Source organism: Paraburkholderia terricola, from assembly GCF_900142195.1.
Taxonomy (GTDB): Bacteria; Pseudomonadota; Gammaproteobacteria; order Burkholderiales; family Burkholderiaceae; genus Paraburkholderia; species Paraburkholderia terricola.
Genome location: NZ_FRAB01000022.1, coordinates 65414 through 84817, shown reverse-complemented (window position 1 = coordinate 84817; position 19404 = coordinate 65414). Strand labels below are relative to the sequence as shown.

General features: G+C 62.8%; 17 protein-coding genes and 1 tRNA gene. 14 read left to right on the top strand and 4 right to left on the bottom strand.

The annotated features are described in order from the left end of the window. Window positions 1-44: 44 nt before the first annotated feature. Window positions 45-1088 (top strand): helix-turn-helix domain-containing protein, encoded by a 1044-nt coding sequence (locus BUE39_RS19555; protein WP_073430395.1) that lies wholly within the window; start codon window positions 45-47, stop codon window positions 1086-1088. On the opposite strand, the gene BUE39_RS19550 is transcribed toward BUE39_RS19555, so the two are convergent. Further along, window positions 1082-3517, bottom strand: a complete 2436-nt coding sequence (locus BUE39_RS19550; RefSeq protein WP_235004900.1) for a heavy metal translocating P-type ATPase — start codon at window positions 3515-3517, stop codon at window positions 1082-1084. The genes BUE39_RS19555 and BUE39_RS19550 overlap by 7 nt on opposite strands. Before the next feature lie 80 nt (window positions 3518-3597). Between BUE39_RS19550 and cadR the strand changes: the two genes are divergently transcribed. From cadR to BUE39_RS19520, 6 genes are all read left to right on the top strand, one after another. After that, entirely contained in the window at window positions 3598-4029 is a 432-nt protein-coding gene (gene cadR, locus BUE39_RS19545; protein ID WP_073430373.1) for a Cd(II)/Pb(II)-responsive transcriptional regulator, read from the top strand. Window positions 4030-4150: 121 nt separating this feature from the next. Next, a complete protein-coding gene (locus BUE39_RS19540; protein ID WP_073430372.1) occupies window positions 4151-4351 on the top strand; it encodes a hypothetical protein in 201 nt (66 codons plus the stop codon). A 36-nt stretch (window positions 4352-4387) separates the two neighbouring features. Next, window positions 4388-5791 carry an ATP-dependent RNA helicase DbpA gene (gene dbpA / locus BUE39_RS19535; RefSeq protein WP_073430371.1) on the top strand — a complete coding sequence of 468 codons (1404 nt, stop codon included), beginning with the start codon at window positions 4388-4390 and terminating at the stop codon, window positions 5789-5791. A gap of 324 nt (window positions 5792-6115) precedes the next feature. Next, window positions 6116-7270 carry a pyridoxal phosphate-dependent aminotransferase gene (locus tag BUE39_RS19530; RefSeq protein ID WP_073430370.1) on the top strand — a complete coding sequence of 385 codons (1155 nt, stop codon included), beginning with the start codon at window positions 6116-6118 and terminating at the stop codon, window positions 7268-7270. A gap of 144 nt (window positions 7271-7414) precedes the next feature. Further along, complete coding sequence (locus BUE39_RS19525) at window positions 7415-8209, top strand: ABC transporter substrate-binding protein (protein ID WP_073430369.1); 795 nt, start codon at window positions 7415-7417, stop codon at window positions 8207-8209. Window positions 8210-8338: 129 nt separating this feature from the next. Then, a complete protein-coding gene (locus BUE39_RS19520) occupies window positions 8339-9193 on the top strand; it encodes an AraC family transcriptional regulator (RefSeq protein ID WP_090518803.1) in 855 nt (284 codons plus the stop codon). Between the two features lie 36 nt (window positions 9194-9229). Here BUE39_RS19520 and BUE39_RS19515 read toward each other — a convergent pair whose 3' ends face one another. After that, window positions 9230-9817, bottom strand: coding sequence for a LysE family translocator (locus BUE39_RS19515; RefSeq protein WP_073430368.1), 588 nt, complete (start codon window positions 9815-9817; stop codon window positions 9230-9232). A 422-nt stretch (window positions 9818-10239) separates the two neighbouring features. Between BUE39_RS19515 and BUE39_RS19510 the strand changes: the two genes are divergently transcribed. The 4 genes from BUE39_RS19510 (at window position 10240) to BUE39_RS19500 (ending at window position 14135) form a co-directional block, all read left to right on the top strand. Further along, complete coding sequence (locus BUE39_RS19510; protein WP_073430367.1) at window positions 10240-11403, top strand: DUF4382 domain-containing protein; 1164 nt, start codon at window positions 10240-10242, stop codon at window positions 11401-11403. A gap of 51 nt (window positions 11404-11454) precedes the next feature. Next, a complete protein-coding gene (locus BUE39_RS35190; protein WP_167363294.1) occupies window positions 11455-11622 on the top strand; it encodes a hypothetical protein in 168 nt (55 codons plus the stop codon). Window positions 11623-11876: 254 nt separating this feature from the next. Then, window positions 11877-12572 (top strand): phosphatase PAP2 family protein, encoded by a 696-nt coding sequence (locus tag BUE39_RS19505; RefSeq protein WP_073430366.1) that lies wholly within the window; start codon window positions 11877-11879, stop codon window positions 12570-12572. 702 nt (window positions 12573-13274) lie between these two features. After that, entirely contained in the window at window positions 13275-14135 is an 861-nt protein-coding gene (locus tag BUE39_RS19500; RefSeq protein ID WP_235004899.1) for a glycosyltransferase, read from the top strand. A gap of 174 nt (window positions 14136-14309) precedes the next feature. Here BUE39_RS19500 and BUE39_RS19495 read toward each other — a convergent pair. Then, window positions 14310-14385: transfer RNA gene (locus BUE39_RS19495), tRNA-Lys, on the bottom strand. A 207-nt stretch (window positions 14386-14592) separates the two neighbouring features. Here BUE39_RS19495 and BUE39_RS19490 point away from each other — a divergent pair. Both BUE39_RS19490 and BUE39_RS19485 read left to right on the top strand, forming a co-directional pair. Next, window positions 14593-14997: a PaaI family thioesterase gene (locus BUE39_RS19490; protein WP_073430364.1), complete on the top strand. Its 405-nt coding sequence runs from the start codon at window positions 14593-14595 to the stop codon at window positions 14995-14997. Window positions 14998-15033: 36 nt separating this feature from the next. Continuing rightward, a complete protein-coding gene (locus BUE39_RS19485; RefSeq protein ID WP_073430363.1) occupies window positions 15034-15909 on the top strand; it encodes a patatin-like phospholipase family protein in 876 nt (291 codons plus the stop codon). A gap of 99 nt (window positions 15910-16008) precedes the next feature. Here the strand turns inward: BUE39_RS19485 and BUE39_RS19480 are convergent, their stop codons facing one another. Then, a complete protein-coding gene (locus BUE39_RS19480) occupies window positions 16009-17022 on the bottom strand; it encodes a D-2-hydroxyacid dehydrogenase family protein (RefSeq protein ID WP_073430392.1) in 1014 nt (337 codons plus the stop codon). Window positions 17023-17398: 376 nt separating this feature from the next. On the opposite strand from BUE39_RS19480, the gene BUE39_RS19475 reads away from it, so the two are divergent. Further along, complete coding sequence (locus BUE39_RS19475) at window positions 17399-19255, top strand: phosphoenolpyruvate carboxykinase (GTP) (protein WP_073430362.1); 1857 nt, start codon at window positions 17399-17401, stop codon at window positions 19253-19255. The last annotated feature ends 149 nt before the right edge of the window (window positions 19256-19404 follow it).

Sequence of the window (19404 nt, the reverse complement as noted above, 5' to 3'; positions counted from 1 at the left end):
GAATTGCCTTGTTTTCGCCGATATTCCGTTTTCGCCGATCCGGTATGACGATTGAAGCCCATCCCGAGAGCCTGACAGGTTCAACGCTCGCGCAGCAGCCCAGCTTCTGCGTGCAGACTTGCGTCGCTCACGACGCCGACGAGCAGGCCCGCAACCTGCACGGCTGGCATCAGACCTACGACCAGTTGACCGCCGGCCGTTTTATCGGCGGCCTGACGGAGTTATGTCTCGACGATATGCAGGTGTTCGTCGAGACGACCAGCCATACGCTGCGGCAAACCTGCGAGGTGCGAAAGGACGCGTACTGGTTCGGCATTCCCACGTGCCCCGCCGGCTCGGGACGTATCGACGCGCAAGTGATCGCGGGCGATGCGCTCGCATTCCGTCCGGGCGGCATCGAATTCGAATTGCTGACCTCGGCGGGCTACGAGATTTTCGGCGTGGTGGTGAAGGGCGAGGTGCTGCGCCGCTATGCGGCGGAAGTGGAGCGCATCGGTTTGGCCGAGCATCTGCCGAATACGGCGGTCGTGCCGATCGGCCTGCCGCGCAAGGAGCGGTTGTGCGCCTCGCTGCGCCAGCTTCTCGACGACGGAGCGGCGCGCGGCACGCCGCTCTCCGCGCTAGCGCGCGCCAACTTGCAGGCGTCGGTGCTCGCGTCGCTGTTCGACGTGGGCGCATTGCGTGGCGGCGAGCCGCTGGCGATGCCCGCGCGTGCGCGTCGTCAGTCGATCGTTTCCGAAGCGCGCGAGTATGTGCTCGCCAACCGCGAGCGCGCGGTCAACGTGCCCGAGTTGTGCGAGCGCCTGCACGTGAGCCGGCGCACGCTGCAATACTGCTTTCAGGACGTGCTCGGCATGGCGCCCGCCATCTATCTGCGCACGATTCGCCTGAACGGCGCGCGGCGCGATCTGTGCAATGCGTCGCGTGAATCACGCTCGGTGCAGGACGTCGCGGCGGCGTGGGGCTTCTGGCATCTGAGCCAGTTCGCCACCGATTACCGGAAGCTTTTCGGCATGCGGCCGTCGGATACGTTGAAGGCCGGGATCGGCGCGTTTCAAACCACGGCGAGTCGTTCGTTCGCTCACTGATCTGACTGGCGCAGCAGCCGCAGCCCGTTCGCCACCACCAGAAGACTCGCGCCCACATCGGCGAACACCGCCATCCACATCGTGCCGAGGCCCATCACCGTCAGCACGAGGAACACGCTCTTGATGCCGAGCGCCAGCGCGATGTTCTGCACCAGCACCGAATGCGTCGCCTTCGACAGACGGATGAACAGGGGAATCTTGCGCAGGTCGTCGTCCATCAGCGCGACGTCGGCGGTTTCGATCGCGGTGTCGGTGCCCATCGCGCCCATCGCGAAGCCGATGCTGGCGCGCGCCAACGCGGGCGCGTCGTTGATGCCGTCGCCGACCATGCCCACTGTCGCGCCGTCCTTCGACCACTGCGCCACCGCGTTCAGCTTGTCTTGCGGCAACTGATCGCCGCGCGCTTCGTCGATGCCGACCTGCTGCGCGATCGCCTCGGCGGTGTGCGGATTGTCGCCGCTGAGCATCGCGGTACGCACGCCGAGGCGGTGCAGATCGGCGATGGCGGCGCGGCTCGTCTCCTTCACTGTGTCCGCGACGGCGAACAGCGCGAGCACGCGTTCGGCGTCGGCCAGCATCACGACGGTTTTGCCCTGGCGTTCGAGCGCGTCGAGCCGCGCTTCGAGCGATGCCGAACAGCGCCCGAGTTCTTCGATCAGGCGATGATTGCCGAGCCAGTACGGCGTGCCGTCGATGTCGCCGCGCACGCCGCGTCCCGCCAGCGCCTCGAACGCATCGACGGTCACGCTCATCACGCCGCCTGTCCTGGCCGCCGCCGCAATCGCCATCGACACGGGATGGTCCGAGCGGCCAGCGAGACTCGCCGCGAGCGTCAGGCAACGGGGCTCGTCGAGATCCGCGAGCGCTTCGAATTCGGTCTGCACCGGCTTGCCGTGCGTAATCGTGCCGGTTTTATCGAGCGCGAGCCGGCTCAGCTTGCGGCCCTGTTCCAGAAAGGCGCCGCCTTTGATCAGAATGCCCTTGCGGGCGGCCGCGGCGAGGCCGCTGACGATCGTCACCGGGGTCGAGATCACGAGCGCGCAAGGGCAGGCGATCACCAGCATCACCAGCGCCTTGTAGACCCACTCGCGCCACAGTCCGTCGAGGAAGAGCGGCGGCAGCACCGCCACGGCGAGCGCGACGCCGAACACGGCCGGCGTATAGATCCGTGCGAACCGATCGACGAAACGCTGCGTCGGCGCTTTGCTGGCTTGCGCTTCCTCGACCGCGTGAATGATGCGCGCGAGCGTCGTATTGCTGGCCGAGGCCGTCACCCGATAATCGAACGAGCCCGCCTGGTTGATCGTGCCGGCGAACACGGCGTCGCCCGCTGCCTTGTCGACCGGCAGGCTTTCGCCGGTGATCGGCGCCTGATTCACGCTCGAGCGGCCCGCGGCGATTTCGCCGTCGAGCGCGATCCGCTCGCCCGGTTTCACGCGGACCAGCGCGCCCAGTGCGATCGCTTTCAGGTCCATCGAGCGCCAACTGCCGTCGGACTGCCGCACGCTCGCCTGTTCGGGCGTGAGTTGCATGAGGCCCTCGATCGCATTGCGGGCGCGGTCCAGCGACTTGGCCTCGATTAGTTCGGCAATCGTGAAGAGCACCATCACCATGGCTGCTTCAGGCCATTGGCCGAGGATCAGCGCGCCCGTCACCGCAATGCTCATCAGCGCGTTGATGTTCAGGTTGCCGTTGCGGATCGCGAGCCAGCCTTTCCGGTAGGTCGTGAGGCCGCAAGAAGCGATGGCGGCGAGCGCGAGACCCGCGGCTAGCCACATCGGTGCGCCGAGCCAACCGACGGCCTCTGCGCCCGCCGCGGCGACGCCCGCGAGCGCGAGCGGCCACCACGGCTTCGACGGTACGTGAAAAGCGGCGGCGGGCGTGGTGTCCGCGTCGTCGTTCGCGAGTTCGGGCGTGAAGTCGAGCGAGCGCAGCGCGGAGAGGATCGAGTCGAGCGCCTCGGGCGCATGCACGACCGTCAGCACGCGCTGCATCAGGTTGAAGTCCATGCCGCGCACGGACGGCATGCGGCTGAATTTCTTGCGGATCAGCGCTTCTTCGGTTGGACAATCCATCTGCATGATGCGGATCGCGGTGCGCACGTCGCTGCCAATGGTTTCCGAACGAGGAAGCTGGACCGGCGCGAATGAAGCCGGTGCGGGGACGCAGCAGCCTGCGGCGACGTGGTTGTGAGCTTGTGCATTGCTCTGGCTGTGGCCGTGATCGTGCATCTTGTGATCGTGCCCGCGACATTCGCCTGTCGTATGCGCGTGTTTGCGGTTCGGCTCACCGTCGAGTGCCACCGGCTGGTGGCCGTAGCTTGCGTCGTGCGCATGAGCATCGGCAGCGTGCGCGCCGTGTTCATCGCCATCCGCACAGGCTTTCGGCTGTTCATGGCGGTCGGCTTCGGCGTGATGAGCGTGGGGCATAGGTGGCTTCCTGGTTCGATTTGTGGTCTAGTAAACACCTTGAAGCCACTACAAGGTCAAGACCGCCACCCGGAGGGTCCATGAAAATCGGCGAACTGGCGAAAATCGCCCATTGCACGACCGAAACCATCCGCTTCTACGAAAAAGAAGGCTTGTTGCCCGAAGCGGAGCGCACCGAGGCCAATTACCGCAGCTATACCGCGAGGCACGTCGAGCGGTTGCGCTTCATCCGCAATTGCCGCGCGCTCGACATGACCCACGACGAGATCCGTGCGTTGCTGCTTCTCACGGACGCGCCGGCGAACGGCTGCGGCGGCATCAACGATTTGCTCGACGAGCACATTGCGCACGTCGACACGCGCATCGAGGAATTGACGCAGTTGAAAGCGCAGCTCACCACACTGCGCGAGCAATGCCACGGTGAACAGGCCGTCGAAGACTGCGGCATCGTGCAGGGCCTCAACGACATGGACGTGAGCGCGACGCGTGCGCGGCATACGCATCTGGGTTGAAGCGCGCGGCGCGTGAGCGGCGGCAACCGCGGCAACCGCGGCGGCGACCCAAACCTCATTCACGGCCAGGCCGTTCGTGCGGCCCGTCCCATAGACAATCGAATCCAGTTGGAGAATCAACGTGTTTACCTGTAGAAACCAGTCCTGCGGCGCGCAATGGGAGCAGTCGGACGTCGTCATCAAGAACGAGGGCCAGGGGCTCCTGTTCCGTTGCCCGATGTGCGGCGCGCGCAATTACGTCGAACGTTTCGACGCGGACGATGGCTCGGTGCTGTACGAGCAGATCGAAGGCCGTCCCTCCCCCGGCCCGATGGCCGTTTAGTCCCCAGCCTTCAGTCGATAGCGAGTCATCACCTCCATGAACAGTCCCACCACCGCGGGCGCGCCGTTTAGCCAACTGGCGCTGCCGCCCGCGACGCTCGCCAACCTCACGCAACTCGGCTATGTCGAGATGACGCCGATTCAGGCCGCGAGCCTGCCCATCGCGCTCTCCGGCCACGATCTGATCGCGCAGGCGAAAACCGGCAGCGGCAAGACGGCGGCGTTTTCGCTGGCGCTGCTCAACCGCCTCGACGTGCGCAACTTCGCCGTCCAGGCGATGGTGCTGTGCCCGACGCGCGAGCTCGCCGATCAGGTCACGCAGGAAATCCGCCGCCTCGCGCGCGCCGAGGAAAACATCAAGGTGCTGACGCTGTGCGGCGGCACGCCGATGCGTCCGCAAACGGCGAGCCTCGAACACGGCGCGCATATCGTGGTCGGCACGCCGGGCCGCATCATGGATCACCTCGAGCGCGGCAGCCTGCCGTTGCAGTCGCTCAACACGCTGGTGCTCGACGAGGCCGACCGCATGCTCGACATGGGTTTCTTCGACGATATCGCGACCGTGGTGAAGCAATGCCCGAAAGAACGGCAAACGCTGCTGTTTTCCGCGACGTACCCCGAAGGCATCGTCAAGCTGAGCCAGCAATTCCTGCGTCACCCGAAAGAGGTGAAGCTCGCCGAGCGGCACGACAATACGAAGATCCGTCAGCGCTTTTATGAAGTGACCGAGGACGAGCGTCTGCATGCCGTCGGTTTGCTGCTGAACCACTATCGTCCGGTGAGCACGCTCGCGTTCTGCAACACCAAGCAGCAGTGCCGCGATCTGCTCGACGTGCTGCGCGCGCAAGGTTTTCATGCGCTCGCGCTGCATGGCGAACTCGATCAGCGTGAACGCGACCAGGTGCTGATCCAGTTCGCGAACCGCAGTTGCTCCGTGCTGGTCGCCACCGACGTCGCGGCGCGCGGGCTCGATATCGCGCAACTGGAGGCGGTGATCAACGTCGACGTGACGCCGGACCCGGAAGTGCACGTGCACCGCATCGGCCGCACGGGCCGCGCCGATCAGGAAGGCTGGGCGCTGAGTCTCGCGAGCATGAACGAGATGGGCCGCGTGGGCAGTCTCGAACAGGCGCAAAAGCGCGACGTCGAATGGCACAAGCTGTCCGAACTCAAGGCGGCAAGCAACGAACCGCTGTTGCCGCCGATGGAAACGCTGCAGATTCTCGGCGGCCGCAAGGAAAAAATCCGCCCCGGCGACGTGCTCGGCGCGCTGACCGGCGAGGCCGGTTTTGCCGGCTCGCAGATCGGCAAGATCAACGTGACGGAAATGTCGACGTATGTGGCGGTGGAGCGCAGCATCGCGCGCGAAGCGGTGCGCAAGCTCAGCGCCGGCAAGGTGAAGGGCAAGAAGGTCAAGGTCCGCATGATGGACGACGCCTGACAGCCGGGCGGTCCGGCTGTCGAGGTTGCCGAGGCTGCGATCGGTCACGGTCGCGGCCTTGAACATCCGCATCACATTACTTCATACCTGCGCTGTTTTCCGCGTTGCTCCAGCGGCCTCAATTCCTCCCCGAAAGCCCAAGCCCATTGGCCTTGCCGATGCGGCACGCCTTCTCGCCCGCCATGACGTAAACGCATGCCGCGCATGACAAAGTTTCGATTGTGACGATTCTTTGGCTGATGCCTAATCACCGAACCGGACGGAACCGCCGCGCAGTCGGCTGTGCGCGAACCCGCCGCCGGATGGAGAAAGGGAGAAAGTCTTATGCAGAGCGCCATGCAAGCCCGCTCGAAACTGCCTGACGTAGGCACGACGATTTTTACCGTGATCGGTCAACTGGCCGCGCAATACGACGCGCTGAATCTGTCGCAGGGCGCGCCGAATTTCGCGCCGGACGCGAAACTGGTCGACGGTGTCGCTCAAGCCATGCGCGCCGGTCACAACCAGTACGCGCCGATGGCCGGCATCGCCGCGTTGCGCGAAGCGCTCGCGGACAAGGCCGAAACGCTGTACGGCGTGCGCTACGATCCGGCCAGCGAAGTGACCGTGATCGCGAGCGCGAGCGAAGGGCTGTATTCCACGATCAGCGCCTTGGTGCATCCGGGCGACGAAGTGATCTACTTCGAGCCGTCGTTCGACAGCTATGGACCGATCGTCCGCCTGCAAGGGGCGACGCCGGTCGCGATCAAGCTCTCGCTGACCGATTTCCGCGTGAACTGGGACGAGGTCGCCGCTGCGATCACGCCGAGGACGCGCATGATCATCATCAACACGCCGCACAATCCGACCGCGACGGTGCTTAGCGAGGCCGACATCGCGTGCCTGAAGGCCGTAACGCGCAACACCGATATCGTGATTCTCGCCGACGAAGTCTACGAACACGTGGTGTTCGACGGCGCTAAACATCAGAGCATGGCGTGCGATGCCGAACTCGCGGCGCGCAGCGTGATCGTCTCGTCGTTCGGCAAGTCGTATCACGTGACCGGTTGGCGCGTCGGCTATTGCCTCGCGCCCGCCGCGTTGATGGACGAGATTCGCAAAGTCCATCAGTTCATGGTGTTTTCCGCCGATACGCCGATGCAGTACGCGTTCGTCGACGCATTGGCGAATCGCGACAGCTATCTCGGCTTGTCGGCGTTCTATCAGAAGAAGCGCGACCTGCTCGCGCATGCGCTCAGCGATTCGCGCTTCGAATTGTTGCCGAGCGAAGGCAGCTTCTTCATGCTCGCGCGTTTTCGCGGTTTCTCCGACGAAAGCGATAGCGATTTCGTGCTGCGCCTGATTCGCGATGCACGCGTTGCGACGATTCCACTGTCGGCGTTCTATACCGACGGCACGGATTCGGGTTTGATCCGCCTGAGTTTCTCGAAGGACGACGCGACGTTGATCGAAGGTGCGCGGCGTTTGTGCGAGATCTGATTAGCGACATCTCATGCGCGGCTGCATGGGAAGAGAAGGCCGCATTTTTTGACCAAAGTATGATCGTCGCGAGATGACGCCGCAGTGACGCCAGGCGCGTTGCCCGACGGCGCTACAACAACATCGAAGAGAAAGGGACCAGCCATGAAATTGCTCAAACCGCTATTGGCGCTGACGTGCGCATTCACGTCGCTTGCGGCGTCGTCGGTCGCGATAGCCGCCGACACCTCGACGCTGCGTTTCGGACTCGAAGCGCAGTATCCGCCGTTCGAATCGAAAGGCCCGAACGGTGAATTGCAGGGGCTGGATATCGACGTCGGCAATGCGGTGTGCGCCGCCGCGCATTTGACCTGCAAATGGGTCGAGACTTCGTTCGACGGGTTGATTCCCGCGCTGCAAGGCCGCAAGTTCGACGCGATCAATTCGGCGATGAACGCCACCGAGCAACGCCGCCAGGCCATCGATTTCACCACCGTCGTATATCGCGTGCCGACGCAACTGATCGCGCGGCGCGACAGCGGTCTGCTGCCGGCCGCCGAATCCTTGAAGGGCAAACGCGTCGGCGTATTGCAGGCGTCGATTCAGGAAACCTTCGCGAAGACGCATTGGGAATCGGCGGGCGTCACCGTCGTGCCGTATCAGGACCAGAATCAGGTTTATACGGACCTCGTCGCGGGCCGTCTCGACGCGACGCTCGTGCTGGCGCCGGCAGGTGAGACGGGTTTTCTGTCGAAGCCCAGCGGCAAGGATTTCGCGTTCGTCGGCAAGCCGGTGCGCGACGACAAGATTCTCGGCAGCGGTATCGCCTACGGGATTCGCAAGGGCGATACGGCGCTGCGTGAGCAGCTGAACGCGGCAATCGCCAAGGTGCAGGCCGACGGTACGGTGAAAACGCTGGCCGCGAAATATCTCGGCAATATCGACGTGACGGCGAAGTAGTTTCGCCGCACGTTGCGGTGCGCCGCGCCGCATGCGTTCTCCTCCAGTTCGCTTGTTGACGGTGCGTTTGACGGCTACGATACGTGGGCTTCGCCGCGGCGAGGTCTGCTTGAGAACCGGAGAGCGCATATGAACGAGATGAGCGGAGCGGCGACGGCTGCAATCCACACCAAAAGCGCTCGTGCGCCGAAGTTCTGGCGCAGTGACGCGCTGCCGTTCATCGAGGCGCGTTCCATCGACGACGGCCGCGAAGTCTGCTACGCCAAACATTCGCATGAAACGTTTTCGATCGGCGCGGTTACCGGCGGACGCAGCGTATACGTGAATCGCCGCGCGCGCGAATGGATCGGCGCGGGCGCGGTCGTCATGATGAATCCGGATGACGTGCATGCGTGCAATCCGGTGGCCGGCGAGCGCTGGTCGTATCGAATGCTGCATGTCGATGTCGCGTGGCTCAACCGGCTGCAGCACGAACTGGGCTTCAGCGAGAATCACGCGTTTCGGGCGTTCTCGCAGACCATGACGACTGACGCCGCATTGTTCGACGGCTTGAACCGGCTGTACGGGATTCTCGTCGACGGCACGGCCGAAACCATGCGCAAGGAAAGCGCGGCCGTCACGTTCTTCTCTGAAGTACAACAGAAGCTGAACCCGGCGCCCTTGCCCGATCACGACACGAGCCTGCAACTCTCGCGGGCGGCGGAATTCATCGCGGCAAACTGCACGCGTTCGCTAAAACTCGAGGACGTCTGCAAGGTCGCTGAGTTGTCCGCCTCGCATCTGATCCGCGCTTTTAAACAGCGCTACGGCATGACGCCGCACGCGTATCAGATCAATCGGCGTATTCAGTACAGCCGCGCGCAACTCAGGCGCGGTCGTCTGATCGCGGAGGTCGCGCTCGACGCGGGTTTCGCCGACCAGGCGCATTTGCAGCGCACCTTCAAGCGGTTGGTCGCGGCCACGCCGGGGCAATATCGCAGTTGAGGCACGCGCCCGCATGCGGGCGCCCTGGCTGGCGCATCACGCGGCCAGCAGGTACAACGCGCTGGCCGCAAGCAATGCCGCCATCACACGATTGAACAGCCTGACGCTTTTCGACTCCTGCAAGTAGCGTCGCAGGAACGCGCCGGCATAGGCCCAGCTCGCAATCGACAAGTAACAAATCACTAAATACACGACGGTGAATTGCCACACGAGCCGACCATCGCCGTCGGCCGCATAGGCGCCCATGCCGGCGAGCGACGCGAGCCATGCTTTCGGGTTGAGCCATTGCATGGCCGCGCCGTACATGAACGACGGGCCGCGCGACGGTTTATCCGCGCCCAACTGGCCGCTATCGACGGCGAGTTTGTAGGCCATATAAAGCAGGAATGCGACGCCCGCCCATTTGACCGCGCTCATCAGAGCGGGGAAATGCGCGAGCAGTTCATGCAGGCCCAGGCCGATGAGCAGAAGCAGCAAGGTGAAGCCGACGATCGCGCCGGTAACGTGGCGCATGCTCGCGGCGAGTCCGTGCCGGGCGCCGGCGCTGAGCGCGACGACATTGACCGGCCCCGGCGTGATCGACGAAGCCAGCGCGAAAGCGGCCATGGAAAGTAACACGGTCATCTGATGCCTCGATACGTGAGTGCGCGGGATTGGCGACGCTCAACGGTAGCGGGCAACAAGACGGACTGTATTGAAGGAAATTGCTTTTCAGCGATGGCGGCGCGCGAAGCCGATGCCGCCAGCCAACAGGGCGTGAAATTCTTTGTAACATGCGGCGCGCGCCGACGCTCGTCAGACCTCTGCAAATTGTGTGCACGGCAGGAAAGTTGAGCGGACTTCGTGATCAGGCGACCAGCGGCGGACTGTGGCTCGTCACGTCGCCAAGGACCGGGACATTGCACGCCATGAGAGCGTTGACGCCAAAGTTGCTGCGCTGTGCAAGCGCGGAACGCTCGCGGACAAGTTACGCTTCGTTGCAAATTCTAAAAAGGCCGTGCCCCCCTTTTTGTATCCTTCATTCACAAAAACTTGGGGGAACAAACATGAAAACGATACTTAAGGCATGCATCGGTTTGCTGGCTATCCCAGTCATGCTGGCCGGATGCGGCGGAGGCGATGGAGGTTCAGGCGGTGCGGCCGGCACGCTTCATGTGGCCATGACAGACTCGCCGTCCTGCGGGTTCGATCACGTTTACGTGACGGTCTCGAAGGTCCGGGTCAATATGAACGCGCAGGCGGGTGACAGTGACGCCGGTTGGTCCGACGTGACGCTGGCAAGCCCGCAAAAAATCGATCTGCTTTCACTCACCAACGGCGTGCTGGCGGATCTCGGACAGACCGCGCTACCCGCTGGGCAATACCAGCAAATCCGCCTCGTCCTGGCGCAAAACCAGGGCAACACGCTCGCCAATTCGGTGGTGCCCACCGGTGGCGCCGAGCAGGCACTGGCAACGCCGAGCGCGGCTCAGAGCGGCTACAAGATCATCCGTCCGTTCACCGTTCAGCCGAATACGCTTGTCGACCTCGTGCTCGATTTCAATGCGTGTAAATCGGTCGTGCAGAAGGGTAACGGCTCCTACAGCCTGAAGCCGGTCGTGACCGCCACGCCCACGGTGGTGAGCGGAACGATCTCGGGCTACGTGGCGCCGGGGCAAGCAGGCGCGGCCGTGTACGCCGAGCAGAACGGCCATGTCATCAAAGGCACGGTCGCGGATGCCAACGGGCAGTTCATCTTGACGCCGCTGGTGCAGAGTTCGACGAACGGTAGCTACGATGTCGTGATCGTCGAGAACAACTTCGCGACGGGGATCGTACGATCCGTGCCGGTCGTGGTGAATTCGTCGACGGCTGTTTCGACGTCGGGCGCGCCGATCACCTTGCCTGCTTCGATCATGCGTACGGCTAGCGGCACGGTGACGCCGGTGAGCGCTCAGGCAATCGTCAGGGCCCTGCAGTCGGACGGTGCCGCGACGTACGAGATCACGTCGTCCAACGCGAATCTGGATACGGGCGCGTATTCGCTGAACCTGCCGGCTGCGGCGCCGCTTACCGGAACGTACTCGGGCAGCCTGCCGGTCGCGCTGGCAGCGGTGCCCGCGTCGGCGGGGATTTACACAGCGGAAGCCGACTCGATCACTGGCGCGACGCAATCCGCGGCGGTCAACGTGACGACGACGAATCAGGCGAACGTCAACTTCGCCTTCTAATAATCAACGAGTGCAGTCGGGAGGGAGCGTGCTCCCTCCCTGGAGAGAAACATGACAAGAATGATGTGTATCTGGATCGCAAGCGCGAGCTTGCTCGGGGGATGTGCGCTGTATGTGCCGGATCAGCCGGGTGTGGTGGTGGTGCCGCAGGGTGGCCATCAGGGCGGGCCGGGCAATGGCTTCTGTCCGCCGGGACAGGCGAAGAAGGGCAACTGCTGAGGAAACAGGTGACGGCCGCGCAATCAACCTGCGCGGCCGATTTCCGATCCGTGGCTTATTCGAGCTCACGAGAGATCCGCGCGATTCCATTGACGGGATCGCGCTTCCCCGATTAGAACGGCGTGCCGTGCGGGTTTTGACGGCGCGTCTTTTTTGCTTCTTAAGGGCATGCAAACCCCGACAGACGGCATCCGCATCGGAAGATGTGGCCGCCCTCGCGGGAAGAAATCGACATTCGAAGTGGATGCGTTGAGATGAACAGTTTCGATACGGCGGTGCAGGTTTTCCTCACGCAACACGCTTTTCAGTCGGCGACGATCAATCACATCATCAGGGTGATTGCGGGTCAGGCCAGTTTCAAAGGCTTCGTGCTCGTCCCCGTGTTGTGGTGGATGTGGTTCGGCCGCAGCGAGCGCACGGGGTGGAAGCGCGAGATGATCATCGCGACCGTCGCGAGCGGCCTCGCCTCGCTCGCCGCGGGCCGGCTCCTCGCCGCCTCATTGCCTTTCCGCGAGCGGCCGCTTTATGACCCGGACCTGCATCTGAACTTTCCGGCGGTTGGTCTGCAAGACGCGATCGTGCGCACGTGGAGTTCATTTCCCAGCGATCACGCGATGCTGTGGACGGCTATCGCAATCGGAATCTTTCTGATCAATCGGCGCGTCGGCACGCTTGCGCTGCTCTATACGGCGGTTTTCATCTGCCTGCCGCGGGTTTATCTCGGACTGCATTATCCGACCGACATACTCGCCGGAATGGCGCTCGGCATGGTTTCGACTTATCTCGCGACACGGGACGCCGTGAGGGTGCGTTTCGCCGCGCCGATTTTGCGGCGGATGCAGATGTTTCCCGCGCCGGGATATACGTTCGCGTTTCTTTTGAGCTTCGAACTCATTACTCAGTTTGATGATTTACTGCTGTTCGTGCATGCGGGGTTGAAGGTGTTGTGATGATGGAGCGCGAGACCGCGGATAACGATTTCTAAACCGCCGCGCACACGAAAATGCGGATGGGTTCATCTCCGGCGGTTGCCCCAATAATCAAGAGTTTGGTAACCTCACCGGTAATCGCCGCGGCACATTCAAGAATGCCGGGACCGGGCCGATAATAAAGTAAGATCAGTACCGATCTCACCCATGGTTTTCTGCTGGGACGCGTCGGCGGGAAGTCCAATATCCCGCCATGCGGCAGCCCCGAATGGACCAATAGACGGCGGGTTCTCCAATAACAACTACACACCGATGATTAGCGGCCCCGGTTGCGAGAACTTCAAGAAACACGAGTGCATGTCCAATATCGAATCTCCATCTGAGAACCACCAACGTATCCGCGTTCTCTTCCACATCACGGATTTCAACGACGGCGGTATCGAATCTTCGCTGATCCAGTGGCTGAGGATTCTCGACCGAACCCGCTTCAAAGTCTCGCTATCGGTGATGCACACGTCGCCGGCATTCGAAAATCGCTTTCGCGCGCTGATCCCGCCCGATGTGGACGTGGAAGTCCTCGTGGATCGTCCGTGGCTCGGATATTTCCAGTCGAAGCGATACGGGCGGCGTCTCGGCAAACTGGGGCGCATCGCGCGCGACGTCCACAATACGTTGGCGGTGCGTCCGCATGTGGCAAAGCGGGCGGCACGGCTTGCGCATGGCGTGGACGTTATCGTCGACTTCGACATGTCCTTGCGTCGGCTTTCCGGCCGCTTCGACGTCGCGTGGCTGGGCGTCAATCACTTCAGCTTCGACGCGCGTCTCGGCGGCCGGCATCGCAAGATCCAGCGTCTGCTGACCCAGTACCGGCGTTATCACGGCGTTGCCGCGTTGAACCAGCATATGGCCGACGAGGCGACGCGGATTTTCGAGGGCAAGTTGGAGCGAGTGATTGTCTTGCCGAACGCCATCGATATTGAATCGATCCACGAGCGCGCCTCGGCGCGCCACAGCGACACTCAGGTGACGCCCGATGGCGCGCCCTACATCGTTTCCGTCGCGCGTCTCGATGAGGTTCAGAAGGATCATCGAACGCTATTGCGCGCGTATGCCGAACTGGCGCGGCGAGGTACCGTTGCCGAGCATCTGGTCATTGTCGGGAACGGCGCCCATCGCGAGGAACTGGAGAGCCTGGCGCGCGAACTGGGTGTGCGCGAACGGGTGCATTTCGTGGGCCAGCAAGACAATCCGCACCCCATCGTGGCAGGCGCATCCTTACTGGTTTTGAGCTCGAAATACGAGGGGATGCCGATGGTGTTGCTGGAAGCCCTGGCAATCGGCAAGGCAATCGTCGCGACCGATTGTCCGACCGGGCCGCGCGAGATTCTCGATGGTGGAAGAGCCGGCGCTCTCGTGCCGGTGGGCAATGTCCGTGCGATGGCGGATGCGATCGAGCGGCTGTTGACGGACCGCCGGACTCGCGAGGCATTGAGCGCTCGGGCCCGGACGCAGGCGGCGCATTACGGTATCGAGGAGAGTAATCGCAGGCTGCTGTCGTTTCTCGAGGCGGTGGGGGCGGCGTAGGCGAACTGGAGATGGACCGCGTTTGCCGGTTTTGCTGGAGACGCGCCTGGCGGGTGAGTCTCGGTCCATAAGCTTGTTGGTCTGGCTTGGCTGGAAACACCTGCACTCTTTCGGCAGGGGATACGGAAAGCAAAAAGCCCGGTCACGAGGACCGGGCTTTTTGCTTGATATCTTTGGTGGGGCGTGAGTGACTCGAACACTCGACCTACGGATTAAGAGTCCGCTGCTCTACCAACTGAGCTAACGCCCCCAACAGAAGCGAAATTATGCAGAAATTTCGCGAGCTTGCCAAGTCCCCCTCGCAGATTTCTTAAAAAAATATTCGCCCTGACCGACTCGACTAACCCCTCGGCCGACCAACATCCACCGACAACGCGCCGCGTTCAGCGTCCCGGTATCATGTCGCGGACACGTGCCGCGCGAAGCGTCGCGCGCTTTCGACCGGAGGCTGGCTGCAATGGATGACAAAGAGATTATCGATCTGCTCGACCGCATCCTCGCGCCGTGGGTCCGCGCGCTCACCCTGGCTCCGGTCAAGGTCGACGACGCCGGCGCGACGCTGCGCCTGCCGTTTTCTGGTGGATTTCGCCATTCGGGCGGCGTGATCTGCGGCCAGGTCTTCATGGCCGCCGCCGATACCGCGATGATCGTCGCCATTTCCGCCGCGCTCGGCGGCTTCAAGCCGATGAGCACCGTCTCGCTCAACATCAATTTCATGCGCGCGGTCCGCAACGGCGACGTGCTCATCACCGCGCGCGTGCTCCGCATGGGCCGCAATCTGGTGTTCGGCGAAGTCGAATTGTTCGACGAAGCGGGCAACATGGCCGTCCACGCCACCACCACCTACGCGCTGCTCGACTAGAGCGCGGCCGCGAGCCGCATCAAAGGGAAAGCCAGGATGTTCGATCAGGTCGTATTCGCAGGCGGCGGCAATCGCTGCTGGTGGCAGGCGGGTTTCTGGGACGTGGCGCAACCGGCCTTGCACATCCGCCCACGCGTCATTGCCGGCATTTCCGCCGGCGCCGCCACCGCGTGCATGCTCTACACGCGCGATTCCGATTGGGTCATGCGCTATTACGAAAACGCGTTGCGCCACAACACCCGCAACGCCTATTGGGGCAATCTGCTGCGGGGCGAGTCCGTGTTTCCGCATTACCGCATCTACCGGCAGGCGCTGCTCGACATCTACGGCGACAAATTTTCGGCGCTCGCCGATGCCCCGGAAATCCGCATCGGCGTGTCGCATCTGCCGCGTTGGCTCGGCGCGCGCAGCGCGGTCGCCGCGGGTCTCATCGCGTACAACATCGAAAAATACGTACGCAAGACGCTGCATCCCACGCTGGGTCAGACGCTCGGTTTTCATCCGGAATTCGTGCGCGCGCAGGATTGCGCGACCGTCGAGGATCTCGCGGATCTGATTCTGCAATCGTCGAGTACGCCGCCGTTTACACCCGTTCTTCGGCGCAATGGCCGGCCGGTGCTGGACGGCGGAATGGTGGACAACGTGCCGGTCGGCGCGCTCGATGCCGATGCGCCAGGCAACGTGCTGGTGATGGTCACGCGTCTTTATCCGCGGCCGCAGATGTTCGTCGTGCCGCACGGCGTGCAGCAACGGCTCTATGTGCAGCCATCGCGCAAGGTGCCGATTTCGAGCTGGGATTACACGAGCCCCTCGCAGATGGTGCACGCGTACAACCTGGGGCGCGTCGATGGCGAGGCTTTCCTCGAACGCATGCCCGATCTTCTGGAAGCCGGCTCGCACGAAGTGCGTTGAGCCGGCGGCGTTGTTTTAGCACAGCGAGCGGGAGAACCGCGCCGCGCCAAACCAAACGAACCGCTTCGCGAACAACGCCCCTTGACGAGCGCTCGACGCTCAGCGCCGCCGTCCACCCTGCAACGCTTCGGGATTCGCCACACTGGCCGTATCGCCAGCGTCGAAAGCCAGAATGTTGTTGAACGCCGCGGTGAAGTACTGCTCGTAGCTTTCGCGTTCGACATAGCCGATGTGCGGCGTGCAGATCACGTTTTCCATGCGCAGCAGGCTATAGCCCTGCAGAATCGGCTCGCTTTCGTAGACGTCGATTGCGACCATTCCCGGGCGGTTGTGCGACAGCGCGTTGACCAGCGCATTTTCGTCGAGCAGCTCGGCCCGGCTCGTGTTGACGAGCAACGCGGTCGGCTTCATCCGCATCAAGTCTTCCTGCTTGACGATGCCGCGCGTGTCGTCATGCAGACGCAGATGCAGCGACAGCACGTCGCTCTGCTCGAATAGCGCCTCGCGGCTCTCGGCCACGCCGTAGCCGTCGGCGCGCGCCGCTTCGCGCGAATGCTCGCGGCCCCAGATCAGCACGTTCATGCCGAACGCCTTACCGTAGCCCGCAACCAGCCGGCCGATCTTGCCGTAGCCCCAGATTCCGAGCGTCTGACCGCGCAGCACCTGGCCCAAGCCGAAGTTCGGCGGCAACGCGGACGTCTTCAAACCGGATTGCTGCCAGGCTCCTTGCTTAAGGTTTGCCACGTATTGCGGAATTCGCCGTTGCGCCGCCATGATGAGTGCCCACGTCAGCTCGGCCGGCGCGAATGGCGAACCGCTGCCTTCCAGCACGGCGATACCGCGCTCCGTGCATGCCGGCAGATCGATGTGGCTGGACACCTTGCCGGTTTGGCTGATCATGCGCAGACGCGGCAGTTTATCGAGCAGTTGCGAGTTGATGCGGGTCCGTTCGCGAATCAGAACAAGCGCGTCGACTTCGGAAAGACGACTCGCCAATTGGCCGAGACCGCGCACGGTGTTGTTGAAAACCTTGACCTCATGGTCGGCCAGCAGTTGAAAACAGTCGAGCTTGCGAACGGCGTCCTGGTAATCGTCGAGGATGGCAATCTTCATGGTATGTGTCTTGCGACGCACCATAGCGGTGCGGAACGGAGTGTTATGCTGACTGTCCCAGCATGTGACTTGGGTCACATGCTGGTCTGGCTGGATGCCTTAACGTAGAAGCTGTCGCCAAGAACGGCAGTGCCACGTCAAAGGTCGATTGATATCGTTTTTAACAGTTTGTTGCGTGTTGAGGCAAGCCGCTTTACAGACGGTTGCAGAAGGCCGCCGGTAGGCGCTTCCGCCCAACAAGCTGTGTAGCCCATGATGACCTGCACAATTGCGCGTCGAGTGGTGGAAACGTCGACGCGATGAATTGGACGCCTCTCGCATGCAGCGTCACTGGGCTTGTACCGTTTTCTTTTGCTTTCATAACGGAGACAGGTCGATGAATCATCCCTCATTCGAAGGACAGCCCACCGTCGAGGCGCCCGCGTGGGTCAAACACCGAAAGCTGATCGACTGGGTTCAGCGCATTGCCGCCATTGCCAAGCCCGCCAGGATCGTCTGGTGTGACGGCTCCCAGGAAGAATACGACCGCCTCTGCGCGCAAATGGTCGAAGCAGGCACCCTCAAGAAGCTCAATCCCGCCAAACGCCCCAACTCTTATCTGGCATGGTCCGATCCCTCGGACGTGGCGCGCGTCGAAGACCGCACCTTCATCTGCTCGCAGCGCCCGGAAGACGCCGGTCCCACCAATAACTGGGTTGCACCGGCCGAGATGCGAACCACGCTCGACGGTCTGTTCGACGGCGCCATGCGCGGCCGCACGATGTACGTGGTGCCGTTCTCGATGGGCCCGCTCGGCTCACCGATCGCGCATATCGGTGTGGAGTTGAGCGATAGCCCCTACGTGGTGACGAACATGCGCATCATGACGCGCATGGGCCGCAAGGTGTACGAGGTTCTCGGTGAAAACGGCGACTTCGTGCCGTGCGTGCATTCGGTCGGCGCGCCGCTCGCGGCAGGTGCGAAAGATGTGCCATGGCCGTGCAATTCGACGAAATACATCGTTCACTTCCCCGAATCGCGCGAAATCTGGAGCTATGGGTCCGGCTATGGCGGCAATGCGCTGCTCGGCAAGAAGTGCTTCGCGCTGCGCATCGCGTCGACCATGGGCCGCGACCAGGGCTGGCTCGCCGAACATATGCTGATTCTTGGTGTGACGTCGCCGGAAGGGCGCAAGCATCACGTCGCGGCCGCGTTTCCCTCGGCCTGCGGCAAGACCAACTTCGCGATGCTGATTCCGCCGCAAGGGCTGAACGGCTGGAAAATCTCCACGATCGGCGACGACATTGCATGGATCAAGCCGGGCAAGGACGGCCGCCTGTACGCGATCAATCCGGAAGCCGGCTACTTCGGCGTGGCGCCGGGCACAAGCGAAAAGACCAACTTCAATGCGATGGCGACGTTGAAGGAGAACGTGATCTTCACGAACGTCGCGCTCACCGACGACGGCGATGTGTGGTGGGAAGGCATGACCGACGAGCCGCCCGCGCACCTGATCGACTGGCAGGGCAAGGACTGGACGCCGGCCGGCGCGAAGGAGAGCGGGCGCAAGGCGGCGCATCCGAACGCGCGCTTCACGGCGCCGGCCGCGCAATGTCCGTCGATCGATCCCGAGTGGGAAAATCCGGCGGGTGTCGCGATCGACGCGTTCATTTTCGGCGGCCGCCGTTCCACCACCGTGCCGCTCGTCACCGAAGCGCGCAACTGGGTCGAGGGCGTCTACATGGCGGCGACCATGGGCTCCGAGACAACCGCCGCCGCCGCGGGCCAGCAGGGCGTGGTGCGCCGCGACCCGTTCGCGATGCTGCCGTTCTGCGGCTACAACATGAGCGACTACTTCGGCCACTGGCTGAAAACCGGCGAGCGTCTGGAGCAGTTGAACGCGAAGCTGCCGAAAATCTTTTGCGTCAACTGGTTCCGCAAGGGCGAGGACGGCAAGTTCGTCTGGCCCGGATTCGGCGAGAACATGCGGGTGTTGAGCTGGATGGTCGGCCGCATAGAAGGCACGGCTCAAGGCGAGGAGCATGCGTTCGGCGTATCGCCGCATTACGAGGACATCGACTGGAGCGGCCTTGATTTCAGTCGCGAGCAGTTCCGCCAGGTGATTTCCGTGGACGATAAAGCCTGGCGCGACGAACTCGCGCTGCATGCCGAACTCTTTGACACGCTGCAACATGGTCTGCCGCCAGCGCTGGCGCAAGCAAAACGTGCCCTGGAAGGCAAGTTCATCGCCTGATCATGTGAGCGTTCGCTTCAGACAAAGCCGCCTCCGGGCGGTTTTTCTTTTGGGTCTTGCCGTTCAAGCGTCATTTTTTGCCTTTGGACAGTAGCGAAGCAGCCCTGCCGGCTGTTCGAACAAAAAAGCCCGTTCAAGCTGCATTGCAG

Coding starts and splice junctions, on each gene's coding strand:
- BUE39_RS19555 (WP_073430395.1), top strand. CDS start 45: ATGACGATTGAAGCCCATCCCGAGAGCCTGACAGGTTCAACGCTCGCG.
- BUE39_RS19550 (WP_235004900.1), bottom strand. CDS start 3,517: ATGCCCCACGCTCATCACGCCGAAGCCGACCGCCATGAACAGCCGAAA.
- cadR (WP_073430373.1), top strand. CDS start 3,598: ATGAAAATCGGCGAACTGGCGAAAATCGCCCATTGCACGACCGAAACC.
- dbpA (WP_073430371.1), top strand. CDS start 4,388: ATGAACAGTCCCACCACCGCGGGCGCGCCGTTTAGCCAACTGGCGCTG.
- BUE39_RS19530 (WP_073430370.1), top strand. CDS start 6,116: ATGCAGAGCGCCATGCAAGCCCGCTCGAAACTGCCTGACGTAGGCACG.
- BUE39_RS19525 (WP_073430369.1), top strand. CDS start 7,415: ATGAAATTGCTCAAACCGCTATTGGCGCTGACGTGCGCATTCACGTCG.
- BUE39_RS19520 (WP_090518803.1), top strand. CDS start 8,339: ATGAACGAGATGAGCGGAGCGGCGACGGCTGCAATCCACACCAAAAGC.
- BUE39_RS19515 (WP_073430368.1), bottom strand. CDS start 9,817: ATGACCGTGTTACTTTCCATGGCCGCTTTCGCGCTGGCTTCGTCGATC.
- BUE39_RS19510 (WP_073430367.1), top strand. CDS start 10,240: ATGAAAACGATACTTAAGGCATGCATCGGTTTGCTGGCTATCCCAGTC.
- BUE39_RS35190 (WP_167363294.1), top strand. CDS start 11,455: ATGACAAGAATGATGTGTATCTGGATCGCAAGCGCGAGCTTGCTCGGG.
- BUE39_RS19505 (WP_073430366.1), top strand. CDS start 11,877: ATGAACAGTTTCGATACGGCGGTGCAGGTTTTCCTCACGCAACACGCT.
- BUE39_RS19490 (WP_073430364.1), top strand. CDS start 14,593: ATGGATGACAAAGAGATTATCGATCTGCTCGACCGCATCCTCGCGCCG.
- BUE39_RS19485 (WP_073430363.1), top strand. CDS start 15,034: ATGTTCGATCAGGTCGTATTCGCAGGCGGCGGCAATCGCTGCTGGTGG.
- BUE39_RS19480 (WP_073430392.1), bottom strand. CDS start 17,022: ATGAAGATTGCCATCCTCGACGATTACCAGGACGCCGTTCGCAAGCTC.
- BUE39_RS19475 (WP_073430362.1), top strand. CDS start 17,399: ATGAATCATCCCTCATTCGAAGGACAGCCCACCGTCGAGGCGCCCGCG.